The sequence below is a fragment of the Mahella australiensis 50-1 BON genome, assembly GCF_000213255.1.
GTDB lineage: Bacteria > Bacillota > Clostridia > Mahellales > Mahellaceae > Mahella > Mahella australiensis.
Window position 1 is genome coordinate 1030602 of sequence record NC_015520.1, and the last position, 24637, is coordinate 1055238.

Sequence of the window (24637 nt, forward strand, 5' to 3'; positions counted from 1 at the left end):
GGGTAATGGATATAGTGAATGAATTGGGAAAAATAAGAATAGCTGATGAGGTTATAGCGCGAATAGCAGGTATAAGCGCTAGTCAATGTAACGGTATAGTAGGAATGGCATCCAAACGGGCGACAGATGGTATAGTAGAGCTGTTAGGTATGGAGAACGTAACCAAGGGTATACGTGTAAATAACAAGGAAGATCAATTGACTATAGATCTTTATGTTGTAATAAAATTCGGCATGTCTATAGAACAGACCGCTCAAGCGGTGATGGATAAAGTAAGGCATGATATGAAAGAACTGACAGGTCTAGAACCTACTACAGTTAATGTAATAGTGGAGGGAATAGAGTTTTGATGGATATTGCTCCGGATATGCCGGTCCAATATATTAAAGGAGTGGGTCCCAGGCGTGCTCGACTATTGAATAAGCTGGATATTTATACGCTGGCGGATGTTATATACCATTTTCCGCGCGACTACGAAGATCGCACTGAAATAATGCCTATAAGCCGCTGGCAAAGCGGGCAAGTAGTGAATATCGTGTGCAAGATAGCAGGGCCGCCACGCCGCGTCAAACCAAGGGCGAGGCTTATCATAAGCAAGATACCCATTCAAGATGGCACATCCTCCGCGTATGCGGTATGGTATAATCAAAAATTCATCGAGGATAGATTTGTGCCAGGCAAATGGTATTTTATGCGTGGTAAAGTCAATATAGGATATGGAGAGATACAACTGCTAAACCCTCAGTGGGAGGAGATCTCTTCTCCCGATGAAAGGGGCAACGAAGGGCTTGTGCCTATATATCCGTCTACGGCTGATATGTCGCAGAAGATTCTGAGAAATATAGTTAAAAATGTTCTGGAACTCGTAAAGGGTCAATGGGAAGAATACCTTCCTATAGAATTGAGAAAAAGATACGATCTTGCCGAAATAAACTTTGCTATAAACAATATACATTTTCCGGTAAATGCTCGGTCGCTGAATATAGCGCGTAGAAGGTTGGCTTTCGATGAGCTTTTCTGTATGCAATTGGGCTTTTACAGTATAAAGGGAAAAAACGATGTGCAAAAGGTAGGTGCGCCATTTAGAATACATGATATAGGACTGGAAGCCTTCATAAGAAGGCTTCCTTTTGCATTAACCGGTGCTCAGCAACGCGTGCTGGATGAGATATTGGCTGATATGTCGAATACCAGGCCTATGAATAGGTTGGTACAGGGCGATGTTGGCTGCGGCAAAACCATCTTAGCCGTGCTGGCCTTATATGTGGCGGCGTCTAACTGCTATCAAGGTGCTATGATGGCACCGACCGAGGTGCTGGCCCAACAGCATTTTCAGACACTGCAGAAATTTTTTGACGGATACGATATAAGTATCGCATTATTAAGCGGCAATATGGGGGAGAATAAGAAAAATGAAGTGTTGGAAGCTATAAAGGATGGACGTATAGATGTAGTGGTAGGTACTCATGCCGTTATACAGGATAATGTAGAATTTCATCGTCTTGGTCTGGTTATAACCGATGAGCAACATCGGTTTGGGGTCAGGCAGAGGGCCGTGCTGGAAAAAAAAGGTGGTAATCCGCATGTGCTGGTGATGTCGGCCACACCCATACCGCGCAGCATGGCGCTTATTTTTTATGGTGACCTCGATGTGTCTATAGTAGATGAGATGCCACCCGGACGACAGCAGGTGGAAACCTTCTTTATACCGCCTTCTATGCGCGATAGACTCTATAGTTTTATAAATCAGGAGATAAGTAATGGCCACCAGGCATATATTATATGTCCATTGGTGGAACAGTCGGATGCTATCGACGCTCTGTCGGCACAAGAACTATACGATCAATTAAAAGAGAAAGGCATTTTTGGAGATAGTATTGGCCTGATACATGGACAAATGTCTGCAAATGATAAAAATGAAGTCATGGAGGCTTTTAAAAACGGCCAAATAAGTGTTTTAATCGGTACAACAGTAATAGAAGTAGGGGTAGATGTGCCGAATGCCACCGTTATGGTGGTAGAAAATGCCGAGCGTTTTGGATTGGCACAACTTCATCAGTTGCGCGGCAGGGTAGGCCGTGGTCAACATAAATCATATTGTTTTTTAATCTCAAATGCTGGTAATTCCGATGCGGGACGTCGCTTGAAAATAATGACTAAACTTCATGACGGCTTCAAGATAGCTGAGCAAGATATGCAGATACGCGGACCGGGACAGCTTTTAGGATTACAGCAGCATGGCATATCTGAGCTAAAATTGGCCGATATATTCAGCGATATAGCGTTGCTCAAACAAAGCAAAGAGGCGGTACAGATGCTAGCTGATGGGATTATGATTCTGGATCAGCGCAGCAAGCTCCTGTTGGAACAGCGTATAAAGCGCCAATTTTTAAATAATATCGACGAAATAACATTCAATTAATGTTGACATAAATTACTAGAGTAAAACTTAAGGACTTTGGATAAATTAATAGCACAACAAAAACAGGAGGTGAAGAAACGTATGGCACAAGGACAGTATAATGACAGCAATCAGAAGGTTGTTCCTCAAGCTAAACAAGCTTTGGAGCAATTCAAGTATGAAGTGGCAAACGAACTGGGGATTCAGACTCCTGCAGATGGTTATTGGGGAACCTTAACGTCTAGGGACTGTGGTGCAGTAGGTGGCCACATGGTTAAAAAAATGATACAGCAAGCCGAGCAGACCCTTATGAATAAAGGCGGTAAGCTGTAATAACGGTTTATTACTGTTGAAAACAAACCGGAGCGGCTATATCTATGCCGCTCTTTTTTTACATAAAAAAATTGGTGACATGATCATGTCACCAATATCGGGAGAGGAGAAATTGAAGGAAGAGCTCTATGGGGAATCCGTGTTAAACGATCCTCCATGCTTAACACGATAATATTATTGACGTTAAAACTGGTGTTTATACATAAATTTTCAAATACGGTGTTATTTCTTGAGGATATATGTTAAAATAAGAACATAGGTGATGTATTATGAGAATAACCGGAGGAATGGCTAAAGGTCATAAACTGAGCGGGCCCAAAAGTGCAGGGGTAAGGCCTACGGCCGACATAGTAAAAGAGGCGCTCTTTAATATTTTAGCGCCATATATAGATGAAACCGTATTTTTAGATTTATTTGCCGGGACCGGCAGCGTTGGCTTGGAGGCTATGAGCCGCGGTGCCCGCGAGGTTTATTTCGTAGATAATAAAAGGCAGTGTGTACAACTGATAAAAAGCAATGTTTCTTTATTGAGGATGTCCGATAAGGCTAAAATAATATTGGCTGATGCTATCGCTGCTGTAGATTTATTAAGTCGCAAGCAAGTTCGTTTTGACATAATATTTATGGATCCGCCGTATGAAATGGGATATATATCTAAAGTACTCAAAGCCATTGTGTCGGCTGATATATTAAATAGGAGCGGCATACTGGTAGTACAGCGCAGCAAAAGAGAGGCTTTAGGGCTTGCCGATGTCGGATGGAGCACCTATAAAGAAAGGGCGTATGGTGATACTATATTGGATTTTATAAGGAGAGAAGACAATTGAAGATATGTGTTTATCCGGGAAGTTTTGATCCTGTTACAAATGGGCATATAGATATAATACAAAGGGCAGCCCGTATGTTCGATAAGGTTATAGTAGCTGTAGTGGCTAATCCGAACAAACAGCCCGCTTTTACGTTGGAGGATAGAGCGGCATTTTTAAAAAGGGTTTTATCCGACATGGACAACGTTGAAGTGGATAGTTTTTCTGGCTTGCTCATCGACTACATGCATGTGAAAAAGGCGTCGGTTATAATAAGAGGTTTAAGGGCGGTATCGGATTTTGAGCATGAATTTCAAATGGCTTTGATGAACAAAAAGCTGGATGATAATATAGAAACCATATTTATGATGACTAGCGGTCAGTACTCGTATTTGAGTTCGAGCATGGTCAAAGAGGTAGCTGGCTTAGGCGGCTGTATAAAAGGGCTGGTGCCGGACGAGATACTTCCGGAAGTGGTACGTGCTCTTAGAAAGAAGGGAGAATAGTACAGATGGATGATGTAATGGCATTGCTGGAGCGGCTTGAGGATGAGCTCGAAAGTGGCAACAATCTACCGTTTACGTCAAAAACTATGATAAACAGAGAGCAATGTCTCGAGCTTATAAAGGAGATACGCATACGCCTTCCCGATGATTTCAAGCAGGCCCAAGTCGTTGTAGCTGAAAAGAACAGCATAATAGCCGATGCTCAAAGACAGGCTGAAGCTATTTTGCAGGATGCTGAAAGTCAATTTAAGCTTATGGTCGATCAACACGAGATAACCAAAAAAGCCTACGAGCAGGCCCGTGAGATAATAAGCAATGCTCAAAAGAACGCCAGAGAGATAAGGCTTGGGGCTAATGATTATGCCGATGAGGTGTTAGGTAGATTGGATGCTTACGTTTCCCGATTATTGGATGATATCCGAAAGGACCGCGCTGAATTAAAAAAGGGACACCACCAATCATAGCTTTATCACCTTTATGTGATTTATTAATGCTATTGCGATCGATATGGTTAATACCGCTATAACGCTGATTATAAAAAGCCTGCCGGAACGCACTGCGATCGCAAGCCACGACTGGGCATCAGAAAAGGCGGGCTGATATGCGGGGCGGATTATATTTGTAAATATCGAAGCGTACAATGCAGCGGTTATTGCCTGTATAATTTTGGCGAAAATATAAGGGGTGAGGCTCAGATCTGATATAGATGTGACAGCCGCCACCTGTGCATGCACTGACAGTCCTCCCCATGCTATTATGAATGATATCAGCGGCAATTTGTCCCATAATGGTAGCTGAAGCTGGCTGAGCATCCTTGATCCTATGGTCATTTCTATCAGCCCGGCTAAAAACGGTTTAGCCACAGCGGGATCGTCTATCACTGCAGCGGCTATATCCAATATACCGCTTAAGTCGAGTATATGTATAATCACTGAAAACAATACTATAAAGCCGCATATATTGAGCAGCGCAAGCACCGAGCTGCTTACGGCGCCACTTAGCATATGGCCTAACGGTTCTTTGTTTTGTATGTACGTATTATATAATTCGGATATTGCTCTTGACAATAGGTGCGATGGTTTATCATTTGTATTTATATATATTTCTTTGTGCTTATAAAAGCGGAATATAAGGCCGGCCGTTATGCTGGACAGATAATGCGATGACAATAGTATCCATCCGGCCGACGGGTAGCCCAACATTCCCACGGCTACGGCGCCGGATATGAAGAGTGGACCTGATGTGCTGCAAAATGCTAGCATTCTCTCGCCTTCTGTTTTGCTTACCATGCCTTGTTGCCTTAGCCTTGCAGTGATGCGCGCTCCGGTAGGATAACCGGACGTTATGCTCATAATATATGCAAAAGAACTGCATCCGGGTGTGTTAAAAAGGGGCCTCATAACGGGCTCCAAAATGACACCCACAAAATTGACGACGCCTATAGATATGAGTATTTCAGTGCCTATAAAAAAGGGCAGTAAGGATGGAAATACTATTTCAAACCATATGTGTACACCCTGCAGCGATGCTTCAAAGGATTGCTGTGGGAAAAGCAATATCATGAATATCAACGATGAGGCCGATATGGCCAGTATATATGCGCCAGCCGCTTTTTTCATACTTAACCTCACATCGTATAGATTATATAGCTTTGATTCGCAAGATAGCTAGACTTGGCAATTGTTAGTCTCCAGCTCATATGTTTCGGATGTAGTGTTTTGATATTTTGAGACTGATCATTGCCTTTGCCTGTATGTTGATCGCGTACACCTTGCGAATTTGCAATTATATAAATAATATATTGCGGTATTTACTAAATATGATATATATCCTGTACGAATTCATTACCGGCGCGGCGCAATGCTGGTTTCATATAAGCGAGCGAATAAAGATCGGTGGCCTCGATCTCCACTTCGAAAAGTTTGCGACCTAGAGGTGATAAAATGCTCTTATAATCGGCGGCTTTGGACAATAGCGGCAGCGAAGACTTGGAGTTTATAATCGGCAGCAGTTGTTTTCCTTTCTCTGAGAAACCGAGTATGCGTATATACTGAGGCCCCTCGTTAGAAGTCAACTCATCCATGAGATTATTGCTCATATCGAGCATGGCGTGGATAATGGTACGTTGTATACGCGTTTGCGTGTAGCGCTTGGTTTTTATAGAATTTATAAGGGTTTGTAGGTTGCCGGCCAACATAGCGGCTTTCTTTATTCGGTGTTCCAGCCCTTCAGATATGTCAATCATGTTTTCGAGGCACTGTTTTGGCATATTTCTTAAAGCATAAAGTATTATTAGCTCGATCGAGTCCAGCGATATAGGCCCATAACCTTTTGCAAAAGCGTCGGACAGTATAAAATACGCGAAATCTGGCATGGCGTTGCGTATACCATCATACTCTAGATCGTTTTCAAATATAGCACGGCGTATGGAAGTGGCGCTGGATATTCTGCCCTCCAGGGCGGCGCTGTTGTAGGCTGAGTGTAAACGCTGTATGGTAATGGGCTTTATTGAGCTGCCTAGCGCTTTTAAAGCCTTGAGATATTCTATGGCCAAAGTGTTGTTTGGTGTGAGTTCTATGCTTAAATGCGCGTATGACGATAACGCCTCCGATACGGCATGGGGATAGGATAGGCCATTAGCCAAATGCTGCTTTATGGCATGTTTTAGGGTGTCTGGCTCATCATACAACACATCCGCAGCGGCTGTCAGCGCCGATATGTCGCCCGATTCGCTGCCAAAACACAGGTAATCGACGACGCCGATGCTGTCCAGTAGTTTTATTGCGCCGAAAGCGAACTGTTCTGCGCTTTGAACGGCATATACCGTAGGCAGTTCTATTACAAGGTCTATGCCGGCTGCCAGTGCCATACGGCTGCGAAACCATTTGTTTGTAATGGCAGGCTCTCCGCGTTGGACAAAATTACCGCTCATTACGCATATAACATAATCGGCGCCAGACAATTGTCGCGTCATATTTATATGATAGAGATGGCCATTATGCAATGGGTTGTATTCGGCTACTATTCCGGCTACAGTCATATCAATCCTATCCTTTATTATTTTTTATAATTCTACCACATATCTGCGCAAATGTGTTAAAATGAATAAAACAAAAAAGATTTTGGAGGTCCTTTGTATGCAGCTAGAGGAGATAAAATCATTGGCGGACAGGATAAAAGCCAACATTTCCCGGGTTATAGTGGGTAAAAGCGATGTAATGGATTTAGTGCTGACAGCATTGATAGCAGGCGGGCATGTTCTGTTGGAAGACGTGCCTGGTATGGGTAAGACGATGTTGGCTAAAAGTCTGGCGCGGTCCATAGACGCGGAATTCAGACGGATACAATTTACGCCGGATTTACTGCCTTCGGACCTAACGGGCATAAATTTTTATAATCAAAAGCTTGGAGAATTCGTGTTTCGACCGGGTCCGATATTTTCTCAAATATTGCTAGCCGATGAGATAAACAGAGCCACGCCGAGAACGCAATCCAGCCTGCTGGAATGCATGGAGGAGAGACAAGTTACCATAGATGGAGAAACCCATCTTTTGAAGCAGCCGTTCTTCGTTATAGCGACGCAGAACCCCGTTGAAATACAAGGCACATTTCCGTTACCGGAAGCGCAATTGGATCGGTTTTTGATGAAGATAAAGCTAGGCTACCCGACGTTGGAAGAGGGTAAAGAGATATTAAGCCGTTTTAATGGCGATAATCCGCTGGATTATATGGAAGCTGTGGGCAATGCTTTGCAGATAGCCGATGCGCAGGCGAGTTTTAGCGCTGTATTTGTGAGCGATGTTATAAGGGAATATATATTGAGGATAGCTGAGGCCACGCGCCAACACCAAGGGGTGGCATTGGGTGTCAGTCCGAGAGGGTGCCTGGCTGTGATGAAATCGGCTCAAGTATGGGCTATATTAAAAGGCAGGGATTACGTGCTGCCCGATGATGTGCAGGACACCGCTGTTCCGGTACTGAGCCACCGTATCATTTTAAAGGGTAATGCCAGAGTAAGAGGAACGGCGGCCGAAGAGATAATACAGGGAATACTTGAGGAAGTACCAGCGCCTACAGAGGATCTTCAGGAAGTATAAGGGACGTGAATTATATGGAGTTTGTTTGGCTCATAATAGCATTGATTATTGTGGTTTATGCCGGCGATCGATTATTTTCATATTTTGCATTGAAACGCGTGGCTTACGTATGCCGATTTGAACGCGATGCTGCTTTCGAGGGTGAGAGCGTGAGGCTTATAGAACAACTTATAAACGACAAACCGCTGCCCATATTATGGTTAAAAGTTAGGCTGCAGATGCCGTTGGCTTTAAAATTTGAAAATACCGCTTTTGTGGATATAAGCGATAAACAGTATTATCAAAGGCTGTTCTCTATGCTTGGCTATCAACAAGTAACGTGCAGGCATGTATTGAATTGCGTTAAGCGAGGCTACTACGTCATAGACGATGTGGATATGATATCGGGGGATATATTGAGTGGACGGCGCTGCTATGAAAGAATACCGATGAATATGCATTTTTCAGTCTATCCGCGCTTTATAGATGTGGAGGACGTGCTCATACCGGCGAGACTTATAAATGGTGATATGATAGTTAAACGCTGGATAATAGAGGATCCGTTTCAGATAATCGGATTCAGGGATTATATGCCGACAGATAGCTTGAATAAGATCAATTGGCTGGCTACCGCTCGCCAGCAAAGGCTCCAGGTCATAAAACACGATTTTACGGCTTCTTCAAGTATGATTATAATGTTGAACGTAACCTATAAATCATCTTGGGTAAATTATAATGTGCTTGAGCAAAGCATAAGGTTGTGCGCTTCGCTGGCTCAGAAAGCGGTAGATAACGGTATACCTGTAGCGGTTATGAGCAATGGCCTGCTCAAGGGCTATGACGATACCATTCACATGGAAACACCTCTGGGGTGTAGCAATGAACATATGACAGGTATATTAGAAGATCTAGCCAGGTTGACCTTTGAATATGAGGATGATTTTTCCGTTTTTTTGAACGGCGAAATAGAACAAATACCATATAACGCAGATATTCTCATATTGACATCGTACATCGACGATGACCTGGCAGCTGCCATAGTTGATATCGACAAAAGTCGTATATCGGTGCGTGTGGGTTTTATGGAGGATGTCGATTGGGAACGCTATGAGTTGAACGATGTGGATGTATATACTATAACCGAGGAAGGGGCGATCAAATGACGGCGCTTTTAAAACGCAATGGATTCAAAATGCTAGAAGCAACAGCGGAATTTCTCATATATATGCCGTGGATGTTTTGCCTGTATTATGTTTTATTTGGCGATACTCGATTTTTTGATTTCCTTCCCCTTGAGATTTTATTCTTGATGATGGGTTTGTTTATAACCGATTACCTTATAGCAAAGCACAAAGCCATATACAAGATATGGGCCTATATGATAGGCGCAATACCGGTTGCCATAGCAGTGTTCTTGCTGAGTATATATGTTGATCCGTTTTTTGCTGCGATATACGCTCTGTATCTTATAATATGCTATATGCGCGGTCTAGCTTTTGCCACGCATGATATGAGGATTTCGTATAGCCAGAGCAAGTTCATGTTTGGCATAGGCGTACTTATGGCGGCCTTTGCTTTATCTATGTATCTTGGATATTTGAGATGGTTTAGCGGGTATATAATATGGTGTGCGGTGGTTTTCATTGCCATGTCCATTATAATACTAAATCAATTGCAGTTGCTTCGCATGCTGGACATGATGAATGTTGAAGCATACACCACACATCGGGATGTGAGATTTAGGAATTTTATATTTTCACTGATAATAATAGGGCTTATAGTATTCATATTCGAAATCAAAGCTATAGTACAATTTTTATCGTTATTGGTCACATATATAGGCGATGGCTTAAGGCATATGCTGCTCGTAGTGATACAGTGGCTTATAACATGGCTGAATGGTTTATTTGGACCTTCGGAAGAGCAGGGGGCCGCGCCTCCTGTAGATCTCAGCCAATTTGCCGACAGTACGACTTCTCCTATTGCGAACATTATAAGGGCCATTATGGAAGTAGTATTTTATGCTGTAGCTATAGCTATAACAGTTTTTTTGGTTTATCAATTGGTCAAGGCGCTGGCGAGATGGATTTCATCGATGATGGAAAGATATACGGCTGGGGATGAAGAAAGGAGCTTCATATTATCGTTGGACGATATAGTGGATCGGAGTTCATCGCTAGGGCAAGATATAAGACGACGTATGAGGCGCGTGCTGAGGCATTTTGAAACGCCTCAACAGCGCATACGTTTTTTATACGCCCAAACTATAAAACGCTTTACCGATAAAGGTTATGAAATAAAACCGCAGCAAACACCTGATGATATTCATTCAGCGATAAGCGGTCTACAGCCTGGCGCAGACCCTGAGCTTAAAGAGCTGACCGAGCTATACGATAAAGCCCGCTACAGCCATCACAATGTGAGCGATGAAGAAGCGGCGCATGCCAAACGATACAGGGATAGGCTATTCAGGATGAAACTGTAACTATATGACCTTGCCAATTATCATCGAATGCTCCAAAAGATCATCGCCTATTTTATATACATCGCCGGCGCCCATGGTTATTATTATATCTCCCGGTTGGCAGTTCTCAAGTATATAACGCTCGATAGAGCTGAAATCCTCCATATAGATCGCATTTTGACCGGCTTGATTTATCCTTAGGGCCAAATCTTTTGAATTTATAGATCCATCATCGACCTCTCTCGCAGCGTATATGTCTGTGATGATAAGATGGTCTATTCCGTAGAATGCCGACGCGAATTCGTCCAGTAAAAGTCTGGTACGTGTGTAGGTATGAGGTTGAAATACGCACCATATATGGTTATGAGGGTAATTCAATGCCGCTTGTATAGTGGCCTTTATTTCTGTAGGATGATGCGCATAATCGTCTATGACAGTGACGCCTTCCTCTAAACGTCCTTTCACTTCGAAACGCCTGTGTGCGCCCTTGTAAAGGCGTAAAGATTCTTTTATCATTTCAATATCTATACCGCATAAATCGGCTACCGCCACTGATGCCAAGGCGTTATAGATGTTATGCCGTCCGGGTATGCTGAGCGAAAAACGTCCCATATTTAGCCCGTCGCAGTATATATTAAACGACGGAAAGCCTTTTTTATCAAAAGCTATGTCATCGGCGGTCCAGTGTGCCGGTTTATCTATGCCATAGGATATTGCCTTGTCAGGCATATCGCTTAATAGTTGCTCTACAAGGGGGTCATCTATGCATCCTACCACATAGCCATCATCGGGCGTTAATTTGGCAAATGATAAGAATGCATTATATATATCATCCAAATCCTTAAAATAGTCCAAGTGGTCCCTCTCTATGTTTAAGATTACCGCTATATATGGATAAAACTTTAAAAAACTTTCTACATATTCGCATGCCTCGGTTACAAAATACTGACTTTCCCCTACGCGTACATTACCGCCTATAGCGTCCAGCTCACCGCCTACCAGTACAGTAGGGTCCAGACCGGCATTCTGTAAGATAATGGATATTATAGAGGTAGTAGTGGTTTTACCGTGTGTGCCGGCAACAGCTATGCCTTTGCCATAATTTTTCATAATTTGTCCTAAGAATGTGGCTCTGTCCACTGTTGGAATACCAAGCCCATTGGCCTCATTGAGCTCTGGATTATCGTTATGTATAGCCGCTGTGTAAACTACGAGATCAGCACCCTTTACATTATCTGCTTTATGTCCTATATATACAGTAGCGCCGGAATCAGACAGTTTCCGGGTTAAAGTCGAGGCCTTTACATCAGAACCCGTAACTATGCAACCCTGTCGAAGGAGTATTTGGGCCAGGCCGCTCATGCTTATTCCACCTATGCCAATGAAATGAATATGTTTGCCTTTTAGCTCTTCAATATTTATATAATTCATAATACAAAGGTTAAAAAACCTTCAGCACGTCCCTTCATGATGATTTTTTATATTATATTATTACCCATTTAATATAGTCAATACCGTGTTTTTCAGTCTACGAACATTATATGTATCACGTGCTTATTATACCACAAGACTGGATAATAAAACAGATACTATTGCTTAACATTTCACAGATTGGTATTTGGCGAATAAGATATTATTAAAAGATTAAAAATATATTGAATTGAGGTATTTCCAATGAACCAAAGCGTGTCGCGGGAGAATTTACTACAGGTTATAGAGAAATATAAACGTGTACCTTTTGTCCATAACGGGCGTTCCATGGATGGATTGGATTGCCTTGGGTTCGTGGTGCTGTTTTACAAAGAATTTGGCATATATATACCAGACGGCGACGGCACTCCTATAGGAGAGCAGTGGTTCCGCGACGATCCCGAACGGTATATACGCGGTATAAAGGCATTGGACGGTGAAGATTTGGGTATGGAGCAATTACAACCTTTAGACCTGGTGTACTTTACATTGCGCCGGCATATAATAAATCACACCGGTATTATGATAAGTAAGAGCGAGTTCGTACACATGTTTCCTAAAAAGGGGCTTATGATAAGCCAATTCGATCTCTTCTGGAAGATGCGCTTTAGAGGCGGCAAAAGGCTTATATAGGGCAACGAGCGGCCAAAGCTTTGTTCATAAGTATGCATAACAGATAGGTGTATATATAAGTGACTGTTCAGGTACCTCACAGGCTTGATAACTGATTAGCCTCCGGCCTCCATGCCTTCGGCCACGTCTGTTCAACGTTGCGCTTGCAGAGCGTACAGCGAAACGTTCTAAGGCCTGCTCCAGACATATACCAATACTTCTGCTATCTTTGCACGGAGCTAATCGTTACCGTCGCCTATACATAATAGTACCTGAACAGTCACCGTATAAGAAGTAAATGTATTAATAGAAATAAAATACCTCTGGAAAAAATACCGATTATGAATTAAAATATAAAATATACGAATAATGTTCGGAAAATGATTCTGGAGGTTTGAATTTTGCAAGAATTTAAAAGGAATGAGCGCATCAGTATTATAACAAAAATATTGATGGAGCATCCTAATCGCATATACGGTTTGGATTTTTTCGTGGATATGTTTAAAACCGCTAAATCCACTATAAGCGAGGATATAGCTATTATAAAAGATGCCATGATAAAATCTGGTATGGGCGATATACATGCGGTGTTGGGAGCGGGTGGCGGCATTCGATACGTTCCGGATATACCATATGAAGATAAACTCGTTTTTGCAAATAGGTTAGCCGAAATGATGTCTCAACCTGACCGCATAATACCAGGCGGATACATTTATATGAACGATATCATGTACAGGCCGGATTTAGCCGATACTATGGGGTTGATATTGGCGGGTTATTTTATGAAAGAGGATTTGGATTATGTAGTGACGGTGGAAACCAAGGGTATACCGCTCGCTATGGCAGTCGCACGCCAATTGGATAAGCCTTTGCTTATTGTAAGGAGAGAGAATCGTGTTACTGAAGGATCAGCTATAAGTATAAATTATGTATCGGGATCTTCGAGGCGTATACAAACTATGTCACTTTCAAGGCGTTCCTTATCTTCGGGTTCCCGAGTGGTATTCATAGATGACTTTATGAAGGCTGGAGGTACCGCCAAGGGCATATTAGATTTGATGAAAGAATTTGGGGCTGAAGTGGTGAATAATGGAGTATTGGTAGCTACATCTATACCTGTTGATAAATTAGTAGATAAATATATAGCATTATTTACATTATATGGCATTGATGAATTCACTGGGGAAATAGATATCCGCTCAAATTTATGAAAATTTTAAAATCATGCAGGAAAATATAAAGATATGGCGAATATGATAAAGAGAAGTATAAGCATCGATGTAGAGGAGTGAATTGATGTGAAGATAACGGATATACGTCTGCGGAAGATCGATAGCGATAGCAAGATGAAGGCTGTGGCGTCGGTAACCTTTGACGATGAATTCGTAGTCCACGATATAAAGGTCATCGAGGGGCAGAATGGCCTATTTATCGCTATGCCGAGCCGTAAGCTGTCGGACGGGGAATTCAGGGATATCGCTCATCCAATAAACTCACAGGCGCGCGAAGTGATTCAAGCTGCTATAATAGAGAAATATAAGCAGGTCATGGAGGCATAAAGGTTCTGAACTATTAGAGGGTCTATAATGTAGGCTCTCTTTTTATGTGAGTTGCTTGAATTCTCTGTAAACTTGCTCCTAAGACATATTAAATGTATAATAATAGAGGTTTTTATAATATCGAAAGGAGCGATTAGATTTGGATGACTGCATGGCACTGATATTGGCAGCAGGCCAGGGCGTGAGGATGCGTTCTGCCATACCTAAAGTACTTCATTCTTTATGCGGTAAACCTATTATAAGCTATATTATTTCAGCTGTAAAAGATGCTGGTGTAAAAAAATGCGTTGTTGTAACTGGGCCAGGCGGTGAAAGCATAAAAGATGTCTTGGGGGACGGTTTAGACTATGTATATCAAGCTGAGCGGTTAGGAACCGGGCATGCCGTTATGATGGCAAGGCATTATCTAACTAGCGATCACAAATACGCTTTGGTGTTGCCAGGCGATGTGCCTTTGATAAAAAATACCACATTGAGATGCTTATATGATACAACACGAGAAGGCGGATATGCGGCAGTGGTACTGACAGCCATAATGAATGATCCGAAAGGTTACGGCCGAATAATACGAGATAGCCAAGGCAATGTGACTGCTATAGTGGAGGATAAGGATGCCGACGAATCTCAAAAAGCCATAAAAGAGGTAAATTCTGCTATATATTGTTTTGATGCCAATGTCTTAAATGGCGCATTGGATATGATAGATAATAACAATGCTCAACATGAATATTACCTTACCGATGTTTTAGCAGCAATCGCTAACCAGGGGCTAAAGGTTGGAGCTGTAACAGTAGAGCAGCCTGAGGAAGTTATCGGTATTAACGATAGAGTGCAACTGGCACGGGCTGAAATGCTTTTGAGGAGGGAAATAGCTGTACGCTGGATGACTGAGGGGGTTACTATAATAGATCCAACATCGGTATACATCGATACCGATGTTGAGATAGGCCAGGATACAGTTATCTATCCAGGGAATGTATTGGAACATGGTACCAGAATAGGACGGCAATGTATTCTATATCCTAATAGCCGTTTATCTAATGCCATAATAGGTGATAGAGTTACGATCCAATCCTCTGTTATAATAGATAGTGAAGTAGGCGATGATACTACGGTAGGCCCATTTGCATATTTGCGGCCGGGAACGCGCATAGGTAAAGGCACGCGTATAGGTGATTTTGTAGAGATAAAAAATTCTATTATAGGCGATGGTACCAAAGTACCGCATTTATGCTATGTCGGCGATGCGGATGTGGGTAAGAAAGTGAATTTTGGTTGTGGGTCTGTAGTGGTAAACTATGATGGTGTGCGCAAATACAGGACAATTGTAAAAGATAATGCCTTTATAGGTTGTAACGCTAATCTGGTATCCCCTGTGGAAGTAGAAGAAAATGCATACATAGCGGCAGGATCTACTATCACTGATAAAGTACCGGCTGGAGCATTGGCTATAGCACGAGCAAAACAAGTGGTTAAAGAAGGTTGGGTGGCAAAAAAATTTAAGAAGGGAACGGAAGAAGAATGATGTCCAGGTCAACAAATATTAAGATTTTTACAGGTAATGCTAATCCTATATTGGCCAAAGAAATAGCGGATCATATAGGTGTACCCATGGGCGATTGTCTGGTCACCACGTTCAGCGATGGAGAGATATCAGTTAATTTTTTTGAAACGGTAAGAGGGTTTGATGTATTTATAATTCAGCCCACATGCGCACCGGTAAATAACAATTTGATGGAATTGCTCATAATGATCGATGCCTGTAAAAGGGCTTCAGCTGGTATGATAACCGCGGTAGTGCCGTATTATGGGTATGCCAGACAGGATAGAAAGGCTAAGGCCAGAGATCCCATCACGGCTAAACTTGTAGCCGATCTATTGAGTAAAGCTGGGGCCGATCGTGTGCTGACAATGGACTTGCATGCGGCTCAAATACAAGGGTTCTTTGACATACCAGTGGATCATTTGCTCGGCGTGCCTATTCTAGCTCAATATTTCTTGGAACGCGACTTTGCTGGAGATGATCTAGTGGTAGTATCACCCGACCTGGGCAGCGTAACACGTGCCAGAGGATTTGCGCATAAATTGGATGCCCCTTTGGCCATCATAGATAAGCGCCGACCTAAGGCCAACGTAGCTGAGGTAATGAATATAATAGGCGATGTCAAAGGTAAACGGACTATACTGATCGATGACCTCGTTGATACCGCTGGCACATTGGTGGAAGGTGCAGCAGCTTTGGTCAACAATGGTGCTAAGGAGGTTTATGCGTGCGCCACACATGGTGTGCTGTCAGGTCCTGCTATAGAGCGATTGCAAAATTCTGCCATAAAAGAGTTGGTTATCACCAATACTATTCCTTTGCTGCCCGAAAAACAATTGGATAAGATAAAGGTTTTATCTGTAGCGCCTTTATTTTCTGAGGCAATAGAGCGTATATATGAGCATTTGCCGGTAAGCGTGCTGTTCGATTAAGGAGGTATAAATGCTATTATGAAAATACGATATTTAGGGCACTCTTGTTTTCAGATAGAATCATCTGATGGTATAAAAATTGTTACCGATCCATACAGTCCTATGGGCATCAAAATGCCTAAAGTAGAGGCTGATATAGTTACATCCAGCCACAGCCATTATGATCATAACTATTTCGAGGGTGTAAGCGGGGATTTTGTAGTTGTGAACACTGCGGCTCCTATCCGGGTGAAAGGTATAAATATACGGGGATTTGAGGCCTTTCACGATGATGAGAATGGCAACAAGAGGGGTAGGAATATAATCTTCGTAATAGAAGTAGACGGCGTGAATGTATGCCATATGGGGGATTTGGGGCATAAATTAGCAAAAGAGCAGATCAATTCCTTAGGCAGCGTGGATGTACTACTTATACCGGTGGGAGGATTCTTTACTATAGGACCTGAAGATGCTGCAGATATTGTAAAAGCTATAGCGCCTAAAATAGCTATACCTATGCATTTTAAGCCTGATATACCTCAAAATGTAAAGTTTGAACTTCCAATAGTGGGAGCAGATGCCTTTCTATCGCTGCTAAATGGCACTAAATATGGCAGCGATACATTGAGTATAGATAAAGAACATCTGCCACCATCAACGCAGATTATACAGCTTGCTTCAGCCGCTGAATTACAAAAGATATAGAAGTTTAGGTATAAAACAGAGGGCAGCTTATTGTTCGCCCTCTGTCCGACAGTTTATCGACGGCTGCCATTGTGGATTTCATAACTCCAATTATGGCCGTAGTTGTTGTCCCAGCGGGAGTTATTATCCTTAAAGCATATATTGAATCGGCCGCCGTGCTTTATATCTACCGTTCCCTGCCAACCATTAAACGAGTTTTGTAATTTTACGTCTTGAACATCCTGCCAATTGTCGTTGGGGCCGTATCCTACATGTGCGTAGATATCCTGTGCTTGCTCATCGGATAAAAAGCCTTTATAACGTATGATTACACGCTCACCCGGTGTTATAGGCACAGGTTCCACAGCTATAGCGTCGGAAGTGCTTATATCATTATTCAATACCATGATTTAGCCTCCTCTATAAAAATTTTTGTAAGCATAAGTCTAAGCTACATATATAGTATTGCTTAACGAGGAGCATTTTAAAACATAGCGAAATTTTGCATATTGACAGCAAACGCCTGCTATCGTATAATATTTATTGTGAAGCCGAAGTGGTGGAATTGGCAGACACGCTACTTTGAGGGGGTAGTGAAGGATTTCTTCATGCGGGTTCGAGTCCCGCCTTCGGCACCACTTTAATGACATCGTTAAGAGAAATGAGCTGCTCTGTCAGCTCTTTTTTAATATTACGGGAGAAAATTTTATGGTAAACAAAAGGTTTATTAAATATATAGATTACAGCTTAATACTAGCTGTTACGGCTATAGTATTCGTAGGACTATTTGCTATAAGCAGCGCTACAGGGGCTTATTATAGCGGGGATTACAGCACGGCTCGTATGCAGCTCATGTGGTTTATAGCCGGCTTTATAGCTATGATAATAGTCATTAGCGTAGATTATAAAACCATAGGTAATATGGCTGTTTATATATATCTCTTTTGTTTACTGATGCTGGTGATCGTATTGCTTTTTGGCAAAGAAGTAAACGGTTCCAAAAGCTGGCTGGGCGTAGGAGGGTTAGGTGGTCAGCCGTCTGAATTTGCCAAATTAGGCGTTGTAATAATGGTGGCTAAAGTGATGTCATCGTATGAGGACGGTATAAAGAACTTGAAGCAGTTTATAACCGTACTTATATATATAGGGATTCCTTTGGTATTGATACTCAAACAGCCGGACCTCGGAACAGCTCTAGTATTTATTGCTATAGCTTTGGGTATGTTCATCATAGGTGGTATAGATTATAAATTCATGCTGACATTAATAGGAGCCGGAGCTGCTGCCGTACCGCTGGCATGGAAATATGTTTTGGAGGATTATCAAAAGGATCGTTTGCTGATATTTTTGGATCCATACAGCGATCCCATGGGAAACGGCTTCAATGTCATACAATCTATGATAGCCATAGGGTCCGGACAGATTACAGGTAGAGGACTGTATCACGGCAGTCAAAGCCAATTTAATTTCGTTCCTGAGCAGTATACCGATTTTATTTTCTCGGTGGTTGGCGAGGAATTGGGATTTATAGTGTGCGCCTCGCTGATAGCATTGTATGCGTATATTATATTTAAGAGCATAAGGATTTCTTTGCGTTCCAAAGATAAATTTGGGATGCTCATGGTTATAGGTATAATATCTATGCTGGGTTTCCAAATATTCGAAAATATAGGTATGACTATGGGTATAATGCCTATAACGGGCATACCGCTGCCGTTTATGAGCTATGGTGGCAGTTCATTGTTTACTAATATGATAGCTCTCGGGTTGATATTAAACGTTGGAATGAGGCAGCATAAAATAAAGTTTTAATGAGAGGGGCATCGTGAGCTTTTATGAACATCGCTTTGATAGCGCATGATAAGAAAAAAGACGATATGGTAAATTTTTGTATAGCATATAAGGATATATTGAAACATCATAATCTCTGTGCCACGGGCACTACCGGTGGGCTGGTTATACAGGCTACAGGGCTTAATGTTCATCGCTTTTTATCTGGACCGTTAGGTGGAGATCAGCAGATAGGTGCTAGGGTGGCATATAATAAGATCGACCTTGTTATATTCTTAAGAGATCCGCTTACGGCGCAACCGCATGAGCCTGACGTAAGCGCTTTGCTCAGACTATGTGATGTGCATAATATACCTCTGGCCACCAATATGGCCACGGCTGAAGCCTTGATAAAAGCCTTAGACAGGGGGGATCTTGACTGGCGTTTGGTAGTCAATCCACCCAGTAGAGATGATATATATTCCGAAGACATATAAGCGTTGTTATATTCCTTCCCCGCTGTAAATATAAATAGAATAGCGAGGAGGAATATATATGGATGGACAAAGCAATACAGCGCCGAGAAGCATAGAGGACATACTGGCCGATATGAATTCCGATCGGCACCGTTGGCATAACGATATTGCCAAGCCAGTTTCAACCTATGAAGACAAGGATGGACATTCTGATAAATGGCGTAAACTGCTTACTAAAATAGGCATATGCATAGTAATAGTGGCATCCATACTGTTGCTTAAAAGTATAAATGCCCCTTTTGCGAAGCAGGTTACCAGTTGGGTGACTGCGGCTTTCACTACTAACGTCGATATAAAAGATACGGTGGGACAGCTCAAGTTTGTTCAGAATATATTGCCGGAATTCCAACGACAGGTGGAGAGGGTTTTCAGCGATATAAGCGATGAAACGCCGGCTCAGCAAACCGATGCTGTAGTACCGCCGGTTATAGACGGCGAACAGCGCATAGATATGATAGCGCCTGTCAATGGGCAGGTGACGTCAAAATTCGGCAAGAGGGTCAATCCAATATTTCAGAAGGAGGAAATACATACCGGTATAGATATAGATAGTCAGGCCGACCAACCTGTGGTGGCAGTAGCCGACGGTACGGTGATCGAGGTAGGGGAAAATAGTACCGAAGGCCGTTATGTCCGCATAAAACATTCGGAGCAAGTGGAAACGCTTTACGCCCATGCTGCCGAAATTTTAGTAAAACAAGGCCAGCAGGTGTGCAAAGGCGATGTCATAGCTAAAATTGGAAACAGTGGCTTAGCCACAGGCACACATCTGCATTTTGAGGTGTGGTATAAAGGCCAGCCGGTAGATCCCTTGGAGTGGATAAATATCAAAAATCAGTCATCCATTTAAAGGGGGCCGTTATTCAGTTGAAAATAGGCAGTTTCTTAGGTATAGACTTAATATTGAATCGATGGCTGATATTACTGATGATTATAACGGCGCTTATGGGCTATGTATATCATGTAGCCGTATTGTTAGCCGTTATATTTATACATGAAATGAGCCACGCTGTCACAGCAAGGGCTTTTGGCTTATACGTTAGCGATGTTGAGCTTATGCCCTTTGGCGGTGTGGCACATGTGGAGGCGTTATTTGAAGGTGATGCTAAAACCGAGTTGGCGGTGGCTTTAGCCGGACCGGTGGCTAACCTTATAATAATCTCAATTATAACAGCGCTGAATTCGTACGGTATGCTGAATTCAGATAAATGGGCTTATTTTATAAGCTGCAACGTCATATTGGCTGTATTTAATCTTCTGCCAGGCCTTCCGTTAGATGGCGGCCGTATTTTAAGAGCGCTGTTGTCAATACCCTGGGGTATAAAAAAAGCTACGGCAGCGGCTGTAAATACCGGAAGGATCATAGCCGCGATTTTATGCGCGATAGGGGTTTATATATTGATTTCAGGCACCTTCAATCCTACCTTTTTGGTAATGGGTATTTTTATGTTTATATCCCTGCATCACGAGAAGCAAAAGGGGACATATATAGCATTGCGAGATATAACGCGCAAGAAAGAAACCATGATGCGCAGCGGTACCTTGCCCGTTGTGGAAATAGCATCTGTGCCTTCGGCGACAATAAAAGATGTGATGCGCCATTTTATATCCAATAAATATAATGTGGTGGTAGTGATAGATAAGGACGGCAGGATAAAAGGATACGTGGGAGAAATACAGATTGTAAATGCCCTTATGGATTATGGGCCTAATGTGATTATGAATAAACTGATATAAAAGAGGTAAAGATTTTGAGGAACAGAAGCATAGATAAGATACTATTATCGGTAGAAAAGCCTGCGAGATATATAGGAAATGAGTATAATGCGGTACACAAAAATCTGGCTTCAGTAGAGGTGAGATTTGCCTTTGCATTCCCTGATGTATACGATATAGGCATGTCCCATCTGGGTATACGCATACTTTACGACATATTGAATAAAAGAGATGATACGTTTTGCGAGCGAGTTTTTGCCCCATGGGTCGATATGGAACAGCAGATGCGTCAGCATGAAATACCTCTGTTCGCTCTGGAAAGTGGCGATAGCATAGCTGATTTCGATATGCTCGGTTTTACGTTGCAGTATGAGATGAGTTATACCAATGTATTGAATATGTTGGATTTAGCAGGTATACCGATATGGAGCAAAGAACGCACCAATCGCCATCCTTTTGTGCTGGCTGGCGGACCATGCGCCTATAATCCCGAACCTTTGGCCGACATAATAGATTTCTTTCTTATCGGAGACGGCGAGGAAGCCATAGATGAAATAGTGAATTGCTATAAGACGTGGAAGCATAGCGGCGATACCGATAGGCAAAACTTTTTGAAGCACGTAGCATCTATAGATGGAGTGTATGTGCCATCGCTCTACGAGATTTCATATAATGATGATGGGACTATAAATGCCATAGCACCCAAGATAGATAGCCTCCCCCATACCATAAGGAAGCGCGTAGTAACGAACTTGAACAGCGCCGCTTATCCCGAACGCCCTATAGTGCCCTATATAGATATAGTACATGATCGTGCGGTGCTGGAGATATTCAGGGGTTGCACAAGGGGATGCCGCTTTTGCCAGGCTGGCATGGTCTATAGGCCTATACGTGAGCGCTCGGCTGATAGGTTGGTTGAATTGGCGGACAAGCTCGTTAGAGCAACCGGATATAGCGAGATGTCGCTTTCTTCTCTAAGTACAGGGGATTACAGCCAGTTGGAACAGCTTGTAAAGATTTTACTAGAAAAATTTCAAGAGGATAAAGTGGCATTATCATTGCCATCATTACGGTTGGACAGCATAGATAAAAGCCTCCTGGAACGCATCCAAAGCGTAAAAAAGACCGGTTTAACCTTTGCGCCGGAGGCCGGTACCCAGCGCTTACGGGACGTGATAAATAAGGGTATCACCGATGACGATATATTGCGTACCGTGGAATATGCCTTTCAACAAGGGTGGCAGTCGGTCAAACTATATTTTATGATAGGATTGCCTACTGAAACTGATGACGATTTATATGGTATAGCCGAAATGGCTCGTCGCATATTAGACGTCTATTATTCCATACCTAAAGATCAGCGCGGCAGGCATATAGATATTACAGTTAGTACGTCGTCTTTTGTGCCTAAACCGTTTACGCCGTTTCAATGGGACCCACAGGATAAAATAGACCGCTTATCATATAAGCAGCACTTGCTACAACAGCAATTACGCATGAAACATGTAACGTATCATTGGAGCGATAACCGTTTGAGCTTCATAGAGGCAGTATTTGCACGCGGCGATCGCCGCTTGGGAAGGGTATTGGCCGCTGCGTTGGCCAATGGTTGCCGATTCGATGCCTGGACCGATTATTTTAATTATGACGGTTGGCTTAAAGCTTTTGAACAATGCAGTATAAATCCTGAATTTTATGCCAGTCGGGTCCGTTCTTATGATGAAGTGCTTCCATGGGATCATATAGACGCCGGTGTGTCAAAGGATTTTCTTATACGAGAGCGTGAGAGAGCGTTGAAAGGCAAGACCACTTTCGACTGCCGACGTGCGTGTATAAAATGCGGTATAGAGCGATGGGAGGGTGTATGTGACAATGCGAATGCTAGTACACTTTAGCAAGGAGAACGATTTAAGGTTTATATCGCATCTTGATATGGTACACGCTATGGAAAGAGCGTTGCGCAGGGCCGATATACCGATGGCTTACAGCAAAGGGTTCAGTCCCCATGCGAAGATAAGTTTCTCAGCGCCCACGCCGTTGGGTATACCTAGCTCAGCCGAGTATATGGACGTGCATTTGGTTAAACCATTATCCGCAAAAATCTTTGTTCAAAGGCTAAATGATGTTTTACCGAGTGATATGCATGTGCTCGAAGCTATGGAAATAGATGATGATGTGCCCGGTGTTCTTGGCAAAGCAGCCATAGGTTGCTATACTATACGACCATATGAAAGCGTTCAATGGATATCGCAGTCGCATATCAATGTGCTCATGAGCATGAATGATATTATTATGGAAAAGCGAACTAAAAAAGGTTTAAAAGAAATCAATATAAGGCCATGTATAAAAGAATTGATTTTGATGCGAGAAGGGCAATATATAACTACAAAGCTGTTATTGCCCAGCGTGGGCGGTATAAACCCTGATATTTTGCTAGAAGCGTTTAATATTTATACCGATGTCAGGACAGATGTTGGCGATATGGCGATTCATAAGGACGATATATTGTTAGAGGATGGACGTGTGCTCCTTACTGAACAATCATCATGGGTAAATTTGTAAATAATATTTTTTGCAAAAGCTATTGACTAAGGTTATATGTCGTGTTACAATATAAAGTTTATTTGACAATGGGATATTATGTGTGTTATAATTAAAAATAATGAATTATTTAATTATGACAAGAGGTGTATTGTTGTGCTTCAAATAGGCGATAAAGTCGTATATCCAATGCATGGTGCCGGTGTAGTAGAAGCTATAGAGGAAAAAGAAATATTAGGGGTTACACAAAAATACTATATATTGAAGTTGCCAGTATGTGATGTAAAGATAATGATACCACTATCCAGTGCGGATGATATTGGCATAAGGCATATAATAGATGAAGATGAGAGCAAAAGGGTTTTGGCTGCTTTGTCGCAGAACAATCAAGATGGTGATAACACCAATTGGAATCGGCGCTATAGGATTAATATGGATAAGATAAAGAGCGGGGATATATATGAAGTAGCGGACGTAGTTAGAAGCCTTATGATACGGGAAAAGCAAAAGGGCTTATCAGCCGGCGAACGCAAGATGCTCAACAGCGCCAAACAGATATTAGTAAGTGAGTTGGCATTAGCCAATAGCACTGGCACAGATGAAATAGAGAGGCTTATAGAAGAAAGAATATGGCAAGGCGTCTAATTAAGGACGCTTATTTTTTATCCAAAAATCTTCAAATTTTCTTATCTTTATGATAAAAATATGG

General features: G+C 42.4%; 26 protein-coding genes and 1 tRNA gene. 23 read left to right on the plus strand and 4 right to left on the minus strand.

Features of this window, described 5'->3' with window-relative positions:
* Positions 1-5: 5 nt before the first annotated feature.
* The 6 genes from MAHAU_RS04950 to MAHAU_RS04975 all read left to right on the plus strand — a co-directional run bounded on the left by MAHAU_RS04950 (position 6) and on the right by MAHAU_RS04975 (position 4510).
* Positions 6-350, plus strand: a complete 345-nt coding sequence (locus tag MAHAU_RS04950) for an Asp23/Gls24 family envelope stress response protein (RefSeq protein WP_013780623.1) — start codon at positions 6-8, stop codon at positions 348-350.
* Positions 350-2422, plus strand: a complete 2073-nt coding sequence (gene recG / locus MAHAU_RS04955; RefSeq protein WP_041643862.1) for an ATP-dependent DNA helicase RecG — start codon at positions 350-352, stop codon at positions 2420-2422. Before MAHAU_RS04950 ends, recG begins: the two co-directional genes overlap by 1 nt.
* Positions 2423-2503: 81 nt before the next feature.
* Positions 2504-2734: an alpha/beta-type small acid-soluble spore protein gene (locus MAHAU_RS04960; protein ID WP_013780625.1), complete on the plus strand. Its 231-nt coding sequence runs from the start codon at positions 2504-2506 to the stop codon at positions 2732-2734.
* Positions 2735-3003: 269 nt separating this feature from the next.
* Positions 3004-3561 (plus strand): 16S rRNA (guanine(966)-N(2))-methyltransferase RsmD, encoded by a 558-nt coding sequence (gene rsmD, locus MAHAU_RS04965; RefSeq protein ID WP_013780626.1) that lies wholly within the window; start codon positions 3004-3006, stop codon positions 3559-3561.
* Positions 3558-4046, plus strand: a complete 489-nt coding sequence (gene coaD, locus MAHAU_RS04970; protein ID WP_013780627.1) for a pantetheine-phosphate adenylyltransferase — start codon at positions 3558-3560, stop codon at positions 4044-4046. The genes rsmD and coaD overlap by 4 nt, the downstream gene beginning before the upstream one ends.
* A gap of 5 nt (positions 4047-4051) precedes the next feature.
* Positions 4052-4510 (plus strand): ATPase, encoded by a 459-nt coding sequence (locus MAHAU_RS04975; protein ID WP_013780628.1) that lies wholly within the window; start codon positions 4052-4054, stop codon positions 4508-4510.
* Here the strand turns inward: MAHAU_RS04975 and ylbJ are convergent.
* Both ylbJ and MAHAU_RS04985 read right to left on the minus strand, forming a co-directional pair.
* The gene (gene ylbJ / locus MAHAU_RS04980) at positions 4505-5665 is read right to left on the minus strand and encodes a sporulation integral membrane protein YlbJ (RefSeq protein WP_013780629.1); all 1161 of its coding nucleotides are present in this window, start codon (positions 5663-5665) and stop codon (positions 4505-4507) included. The genes MAHAU_RS04975 and ylbJ overlap by 6 nt on opposite strands.
* 194 nt (positions 5666-5859) lie before the next feature.
* Complete coding sequence (locus tag MAHAU_RS04985; protein WP_013780630.1) at positions 5860-7086, minus strand: nucleotidyltransferase; 1227 nt, start codon at positions 7084-7086, stop codon at positions 5860-5862.
* Between the two features lie 61 nt (positions 7087-7147).
* Here MAHAU_RS04985 and MAHAU_RS04990 point away from each other — a divergent pair, with 61 nt between their 5' ends.
* Genes MAHAU_RS04990 through MAHAU_RS05000 form a run of 3 tightly spaced genes read left to right on the plus strand, consistent with a single transcriptional unit; the run spans position 7148 to position 10607 of the window.
* Positions 7148-8143, plus strand: a complete 996-nt coding sequence (locus tag MAHAU_RS04990; RefSeq protein ID WP_171804963.1) for an AAA family ATPase — start codon at positions 7148-7150, stop codon at positions 8141-8143.
* Positions 8144-8157: 14 nt separating this feature from the next.
* Positions 8158-9285 carry a DUF58 domain-containing protein gene (locus MAHAU_RS04995; protein WP_013780632.1) on the plus strand — a complete coding sequence of 376 codons (1128 nt, stop codon included), beginning with the start codon at positions 8158-8160 and terminating at the stop codon, positions 9283-9285.
* A complete protein-coding gene (locus tag MAHAU_RS05000) occupies positions 9282-10607 on the plus strand; it encodes a DUF4129 domain-containing protein (protein ID WP_013780633.1) in 1326 nt (441 codons plus the stop codon). Before MAHAU_RS04995 ends, MAHAU_RS05000 begins: the two co-directional genes overlap by 4 nt.
* On the opposite strand, the gene murC is transcribed toward MAHAU_RS05000, so the two are convergent.
* Complete coding sequence (gene murC, locus MAHAU_RS05005) at positions 10608-12017, minus strand: UDP-N-acetylmuramate--L-alanine ligase (RefSeq protein WP_013780634.1); 1410 nt, start codon at positions 12015-12017, stop codon at positions 10608-10610.
* A gap of 243 nt (positions 12018-12260) precedes the next feature.
* Here murC and MAHAU_RS05010 point away from each other — a divergent pair, with 243 nt between their 5' ends.
* The 6 genes from MAHAU_RS05010 to MAHAU_RS05035 all read left to right on the plus strand — a co-directional run bounded on the left by MAHAU_RS05010 (position 12261) and on the right by MAHAU_RS05035 (position 17386).
* Complete coding sequence (locus MAHAU_RS05010) at positions 12261-12689, plus strand: C40 family peptidase (protein WP_013780635.1); 429 nt, start codon at positions 12261-12263, stop codon at positions 12687-12689.
* Between the two features lie 380 nt (positions 12690-13069).
* Entirely contained in the window at positions 13070-13879 is an 810-nt protein-coding gene (purR, locus tag MAHAU_RS05015) for a pur operon repressor (protein ID WP_013780636.1), read from the plus strand.
* Positions 13880-13966: 87 nt separating this feature from the next.
* Positions 13967-14227: a septation regulator SpoVG gene (spoVG, locus tag MAHAU_RS05020; protein ID WP_013780637.1), complete on the plus strand. Its 261-nt coding sequence runs from the start codon at positions 13967-13969 to the stop codon at positions 14225-14227.
* Between the two features lie 139 nt (positions 14228-14366).
* On the plus strand, positions 14367-15752 hold the full coding sequence (gene glmU, locus MAHAU_RS05025; RefSeq protein ID WP_013780638.1) for a bifunctional UDP-N-acetylglucosamine diphosphorylase/glucosamine-1-phosphate N-acetyltransferase GlmU: 1386 nt from the start codon (positions 14367-14369) through the stop codon (positions 15750-15752).
* The gene (locus MAHAU_RS05030) at positions 15752-16702 is read left to right on the plus strand and encodes a ribose-phosphate pyrophosphokinase (RefSeq protein ID WP_148258467.1); all 951 of its coding nucleotides are present in this window, start codon (positions 15752-15754) and stop codon (positions 16700-16702) included. The genes glmU and MAHAU_RS05030 overlap by 1 nt, the downstream gene beginning before the upstream one ends.
* Before the next feature lie 18 nt (positions 16703-16720).
* Positions 16721-17386, plus strand: coding sequence for an MBL fold metallo-hydrolase (locus MAHAU_RS05035; protein ID WP_013780640.1), 666 nt, complete (start codon positions 16721-16723; stop codon positions 17384-17386).
* 53 nt (positions 17387-17439) lie between these two features.
* Here MAHAU_RS05035 and MAHAU_RS05040 read toward each other — a convergent pair whose 3' ends face one another.
* Complete coding sequence (locus MAHAU_RS05040; RefSeq protein WP_013780641.1) at positions 17440-17772, minus strand: carbohydrate-binding protein; 333 nt, start codon at positions 17770-17772, stop codon at positions 17440-17442.
* Positions 17773-17915: 143 nt separating this feature from the next.
* Here MAHAU_RS05040 and MAHAU_RS05045 point away from each other — a divergent pair.
* The 8 genes from MAHAU_RS05045 (at position 17916) to MAHAU_RS05080 (ending at position 24573) form a co-directional block, all read left to right on the plus strand.
* A tRNA-Leu gene (locus tag MAHAU_RS05045) sits at positions 17916-18003 on the plus strand.
* A gap of 70 nt (positions 18004-18073) precedes the next feature.
* The gene (rodA, locus tag MAHAU_RS05050) at positions 18074-19177 is read left to right on the plus strand and encodes a rod shape-determining protein RodA (protein ID WP_013780642.1); all 1104 of its coding nucleotides are present in this window, start codon (positions 18074-18076) and stop codon (positions 19175-19177) included.
* Between the two features lie 23 nt (positions 19178-19200).
* Positions 19201-19632 carry a methylglyoxal synthase gene (mgsA, locus tag MAHAU_RS05055; protein WP_013780643.1) on the plus strand — a complete coding sequence of 144 codons (432 nt, stop codon included), beginning with the start codon at positions 19201-19203 and terminating at the stop codon, positions 19630-19632.
* Between the two features lie 58 nt (positions 19633-19690).
* Entirely contained in the window at positions 19691-20521 is an 831-nt protein-coding gene (locus tag MAHAU_RS14955) for a M23 family metallopeptidase (protein ID WP_013780644.1), read from the plus strand.
* Between the two features lie 17 nt (positions 20522-20538).
* Entirely contained in the window at positions 20539-21408 is an 870-nt protein-coding gene (locus MAHAU_RS05065) for a site-2 protease family protein (RefSeq protein ID WP_013780645.1), read from the plus strand.
* 14 nt (positions 21409-21422) lie between these two features.
* Positions 21423-23282, plus strand: a complete 1860-nt coding sequence (locus tag MAHAU_RS05070) for a TIGR03960 family B12-binding radical SAM protein (RefSeq protein ID WP_013780646.1) — start codon at positions 21423-21425, stop codon at positions 23280-23282.
* Positions 23260-23949 carry a TIGR03936 family radical SAM-associated protein gene (locus MAHAU_RS05075; RefSeq protein WP_013780647.1) on the plus strand — a complete coding sequence of 230 codons (690 nt, stop codon included), beginning with the start codon at positions 23260-23262 and terminating at the stop codon, positions 23947-23949. The genes MAHAU_RS05070 and MAHAU_RS05075 overlap by 23 nt, the downstream gene beginning before the upstream one ends.
* Positions 23950-24084: 135 nt before the next feature.
* On the plus strand, positions 24085-24573 hold the full coding sequence (locus MAHAU_RS05080) for a CarD family transcriptional regulator (RefSeq protein ID WP_013780648.1): 489 nt from the start codon (positions 24085-24087) through the stop codon (positions 24571-24573).
* Positions 24574-24637: the final 64 nt, after the last annotated feature.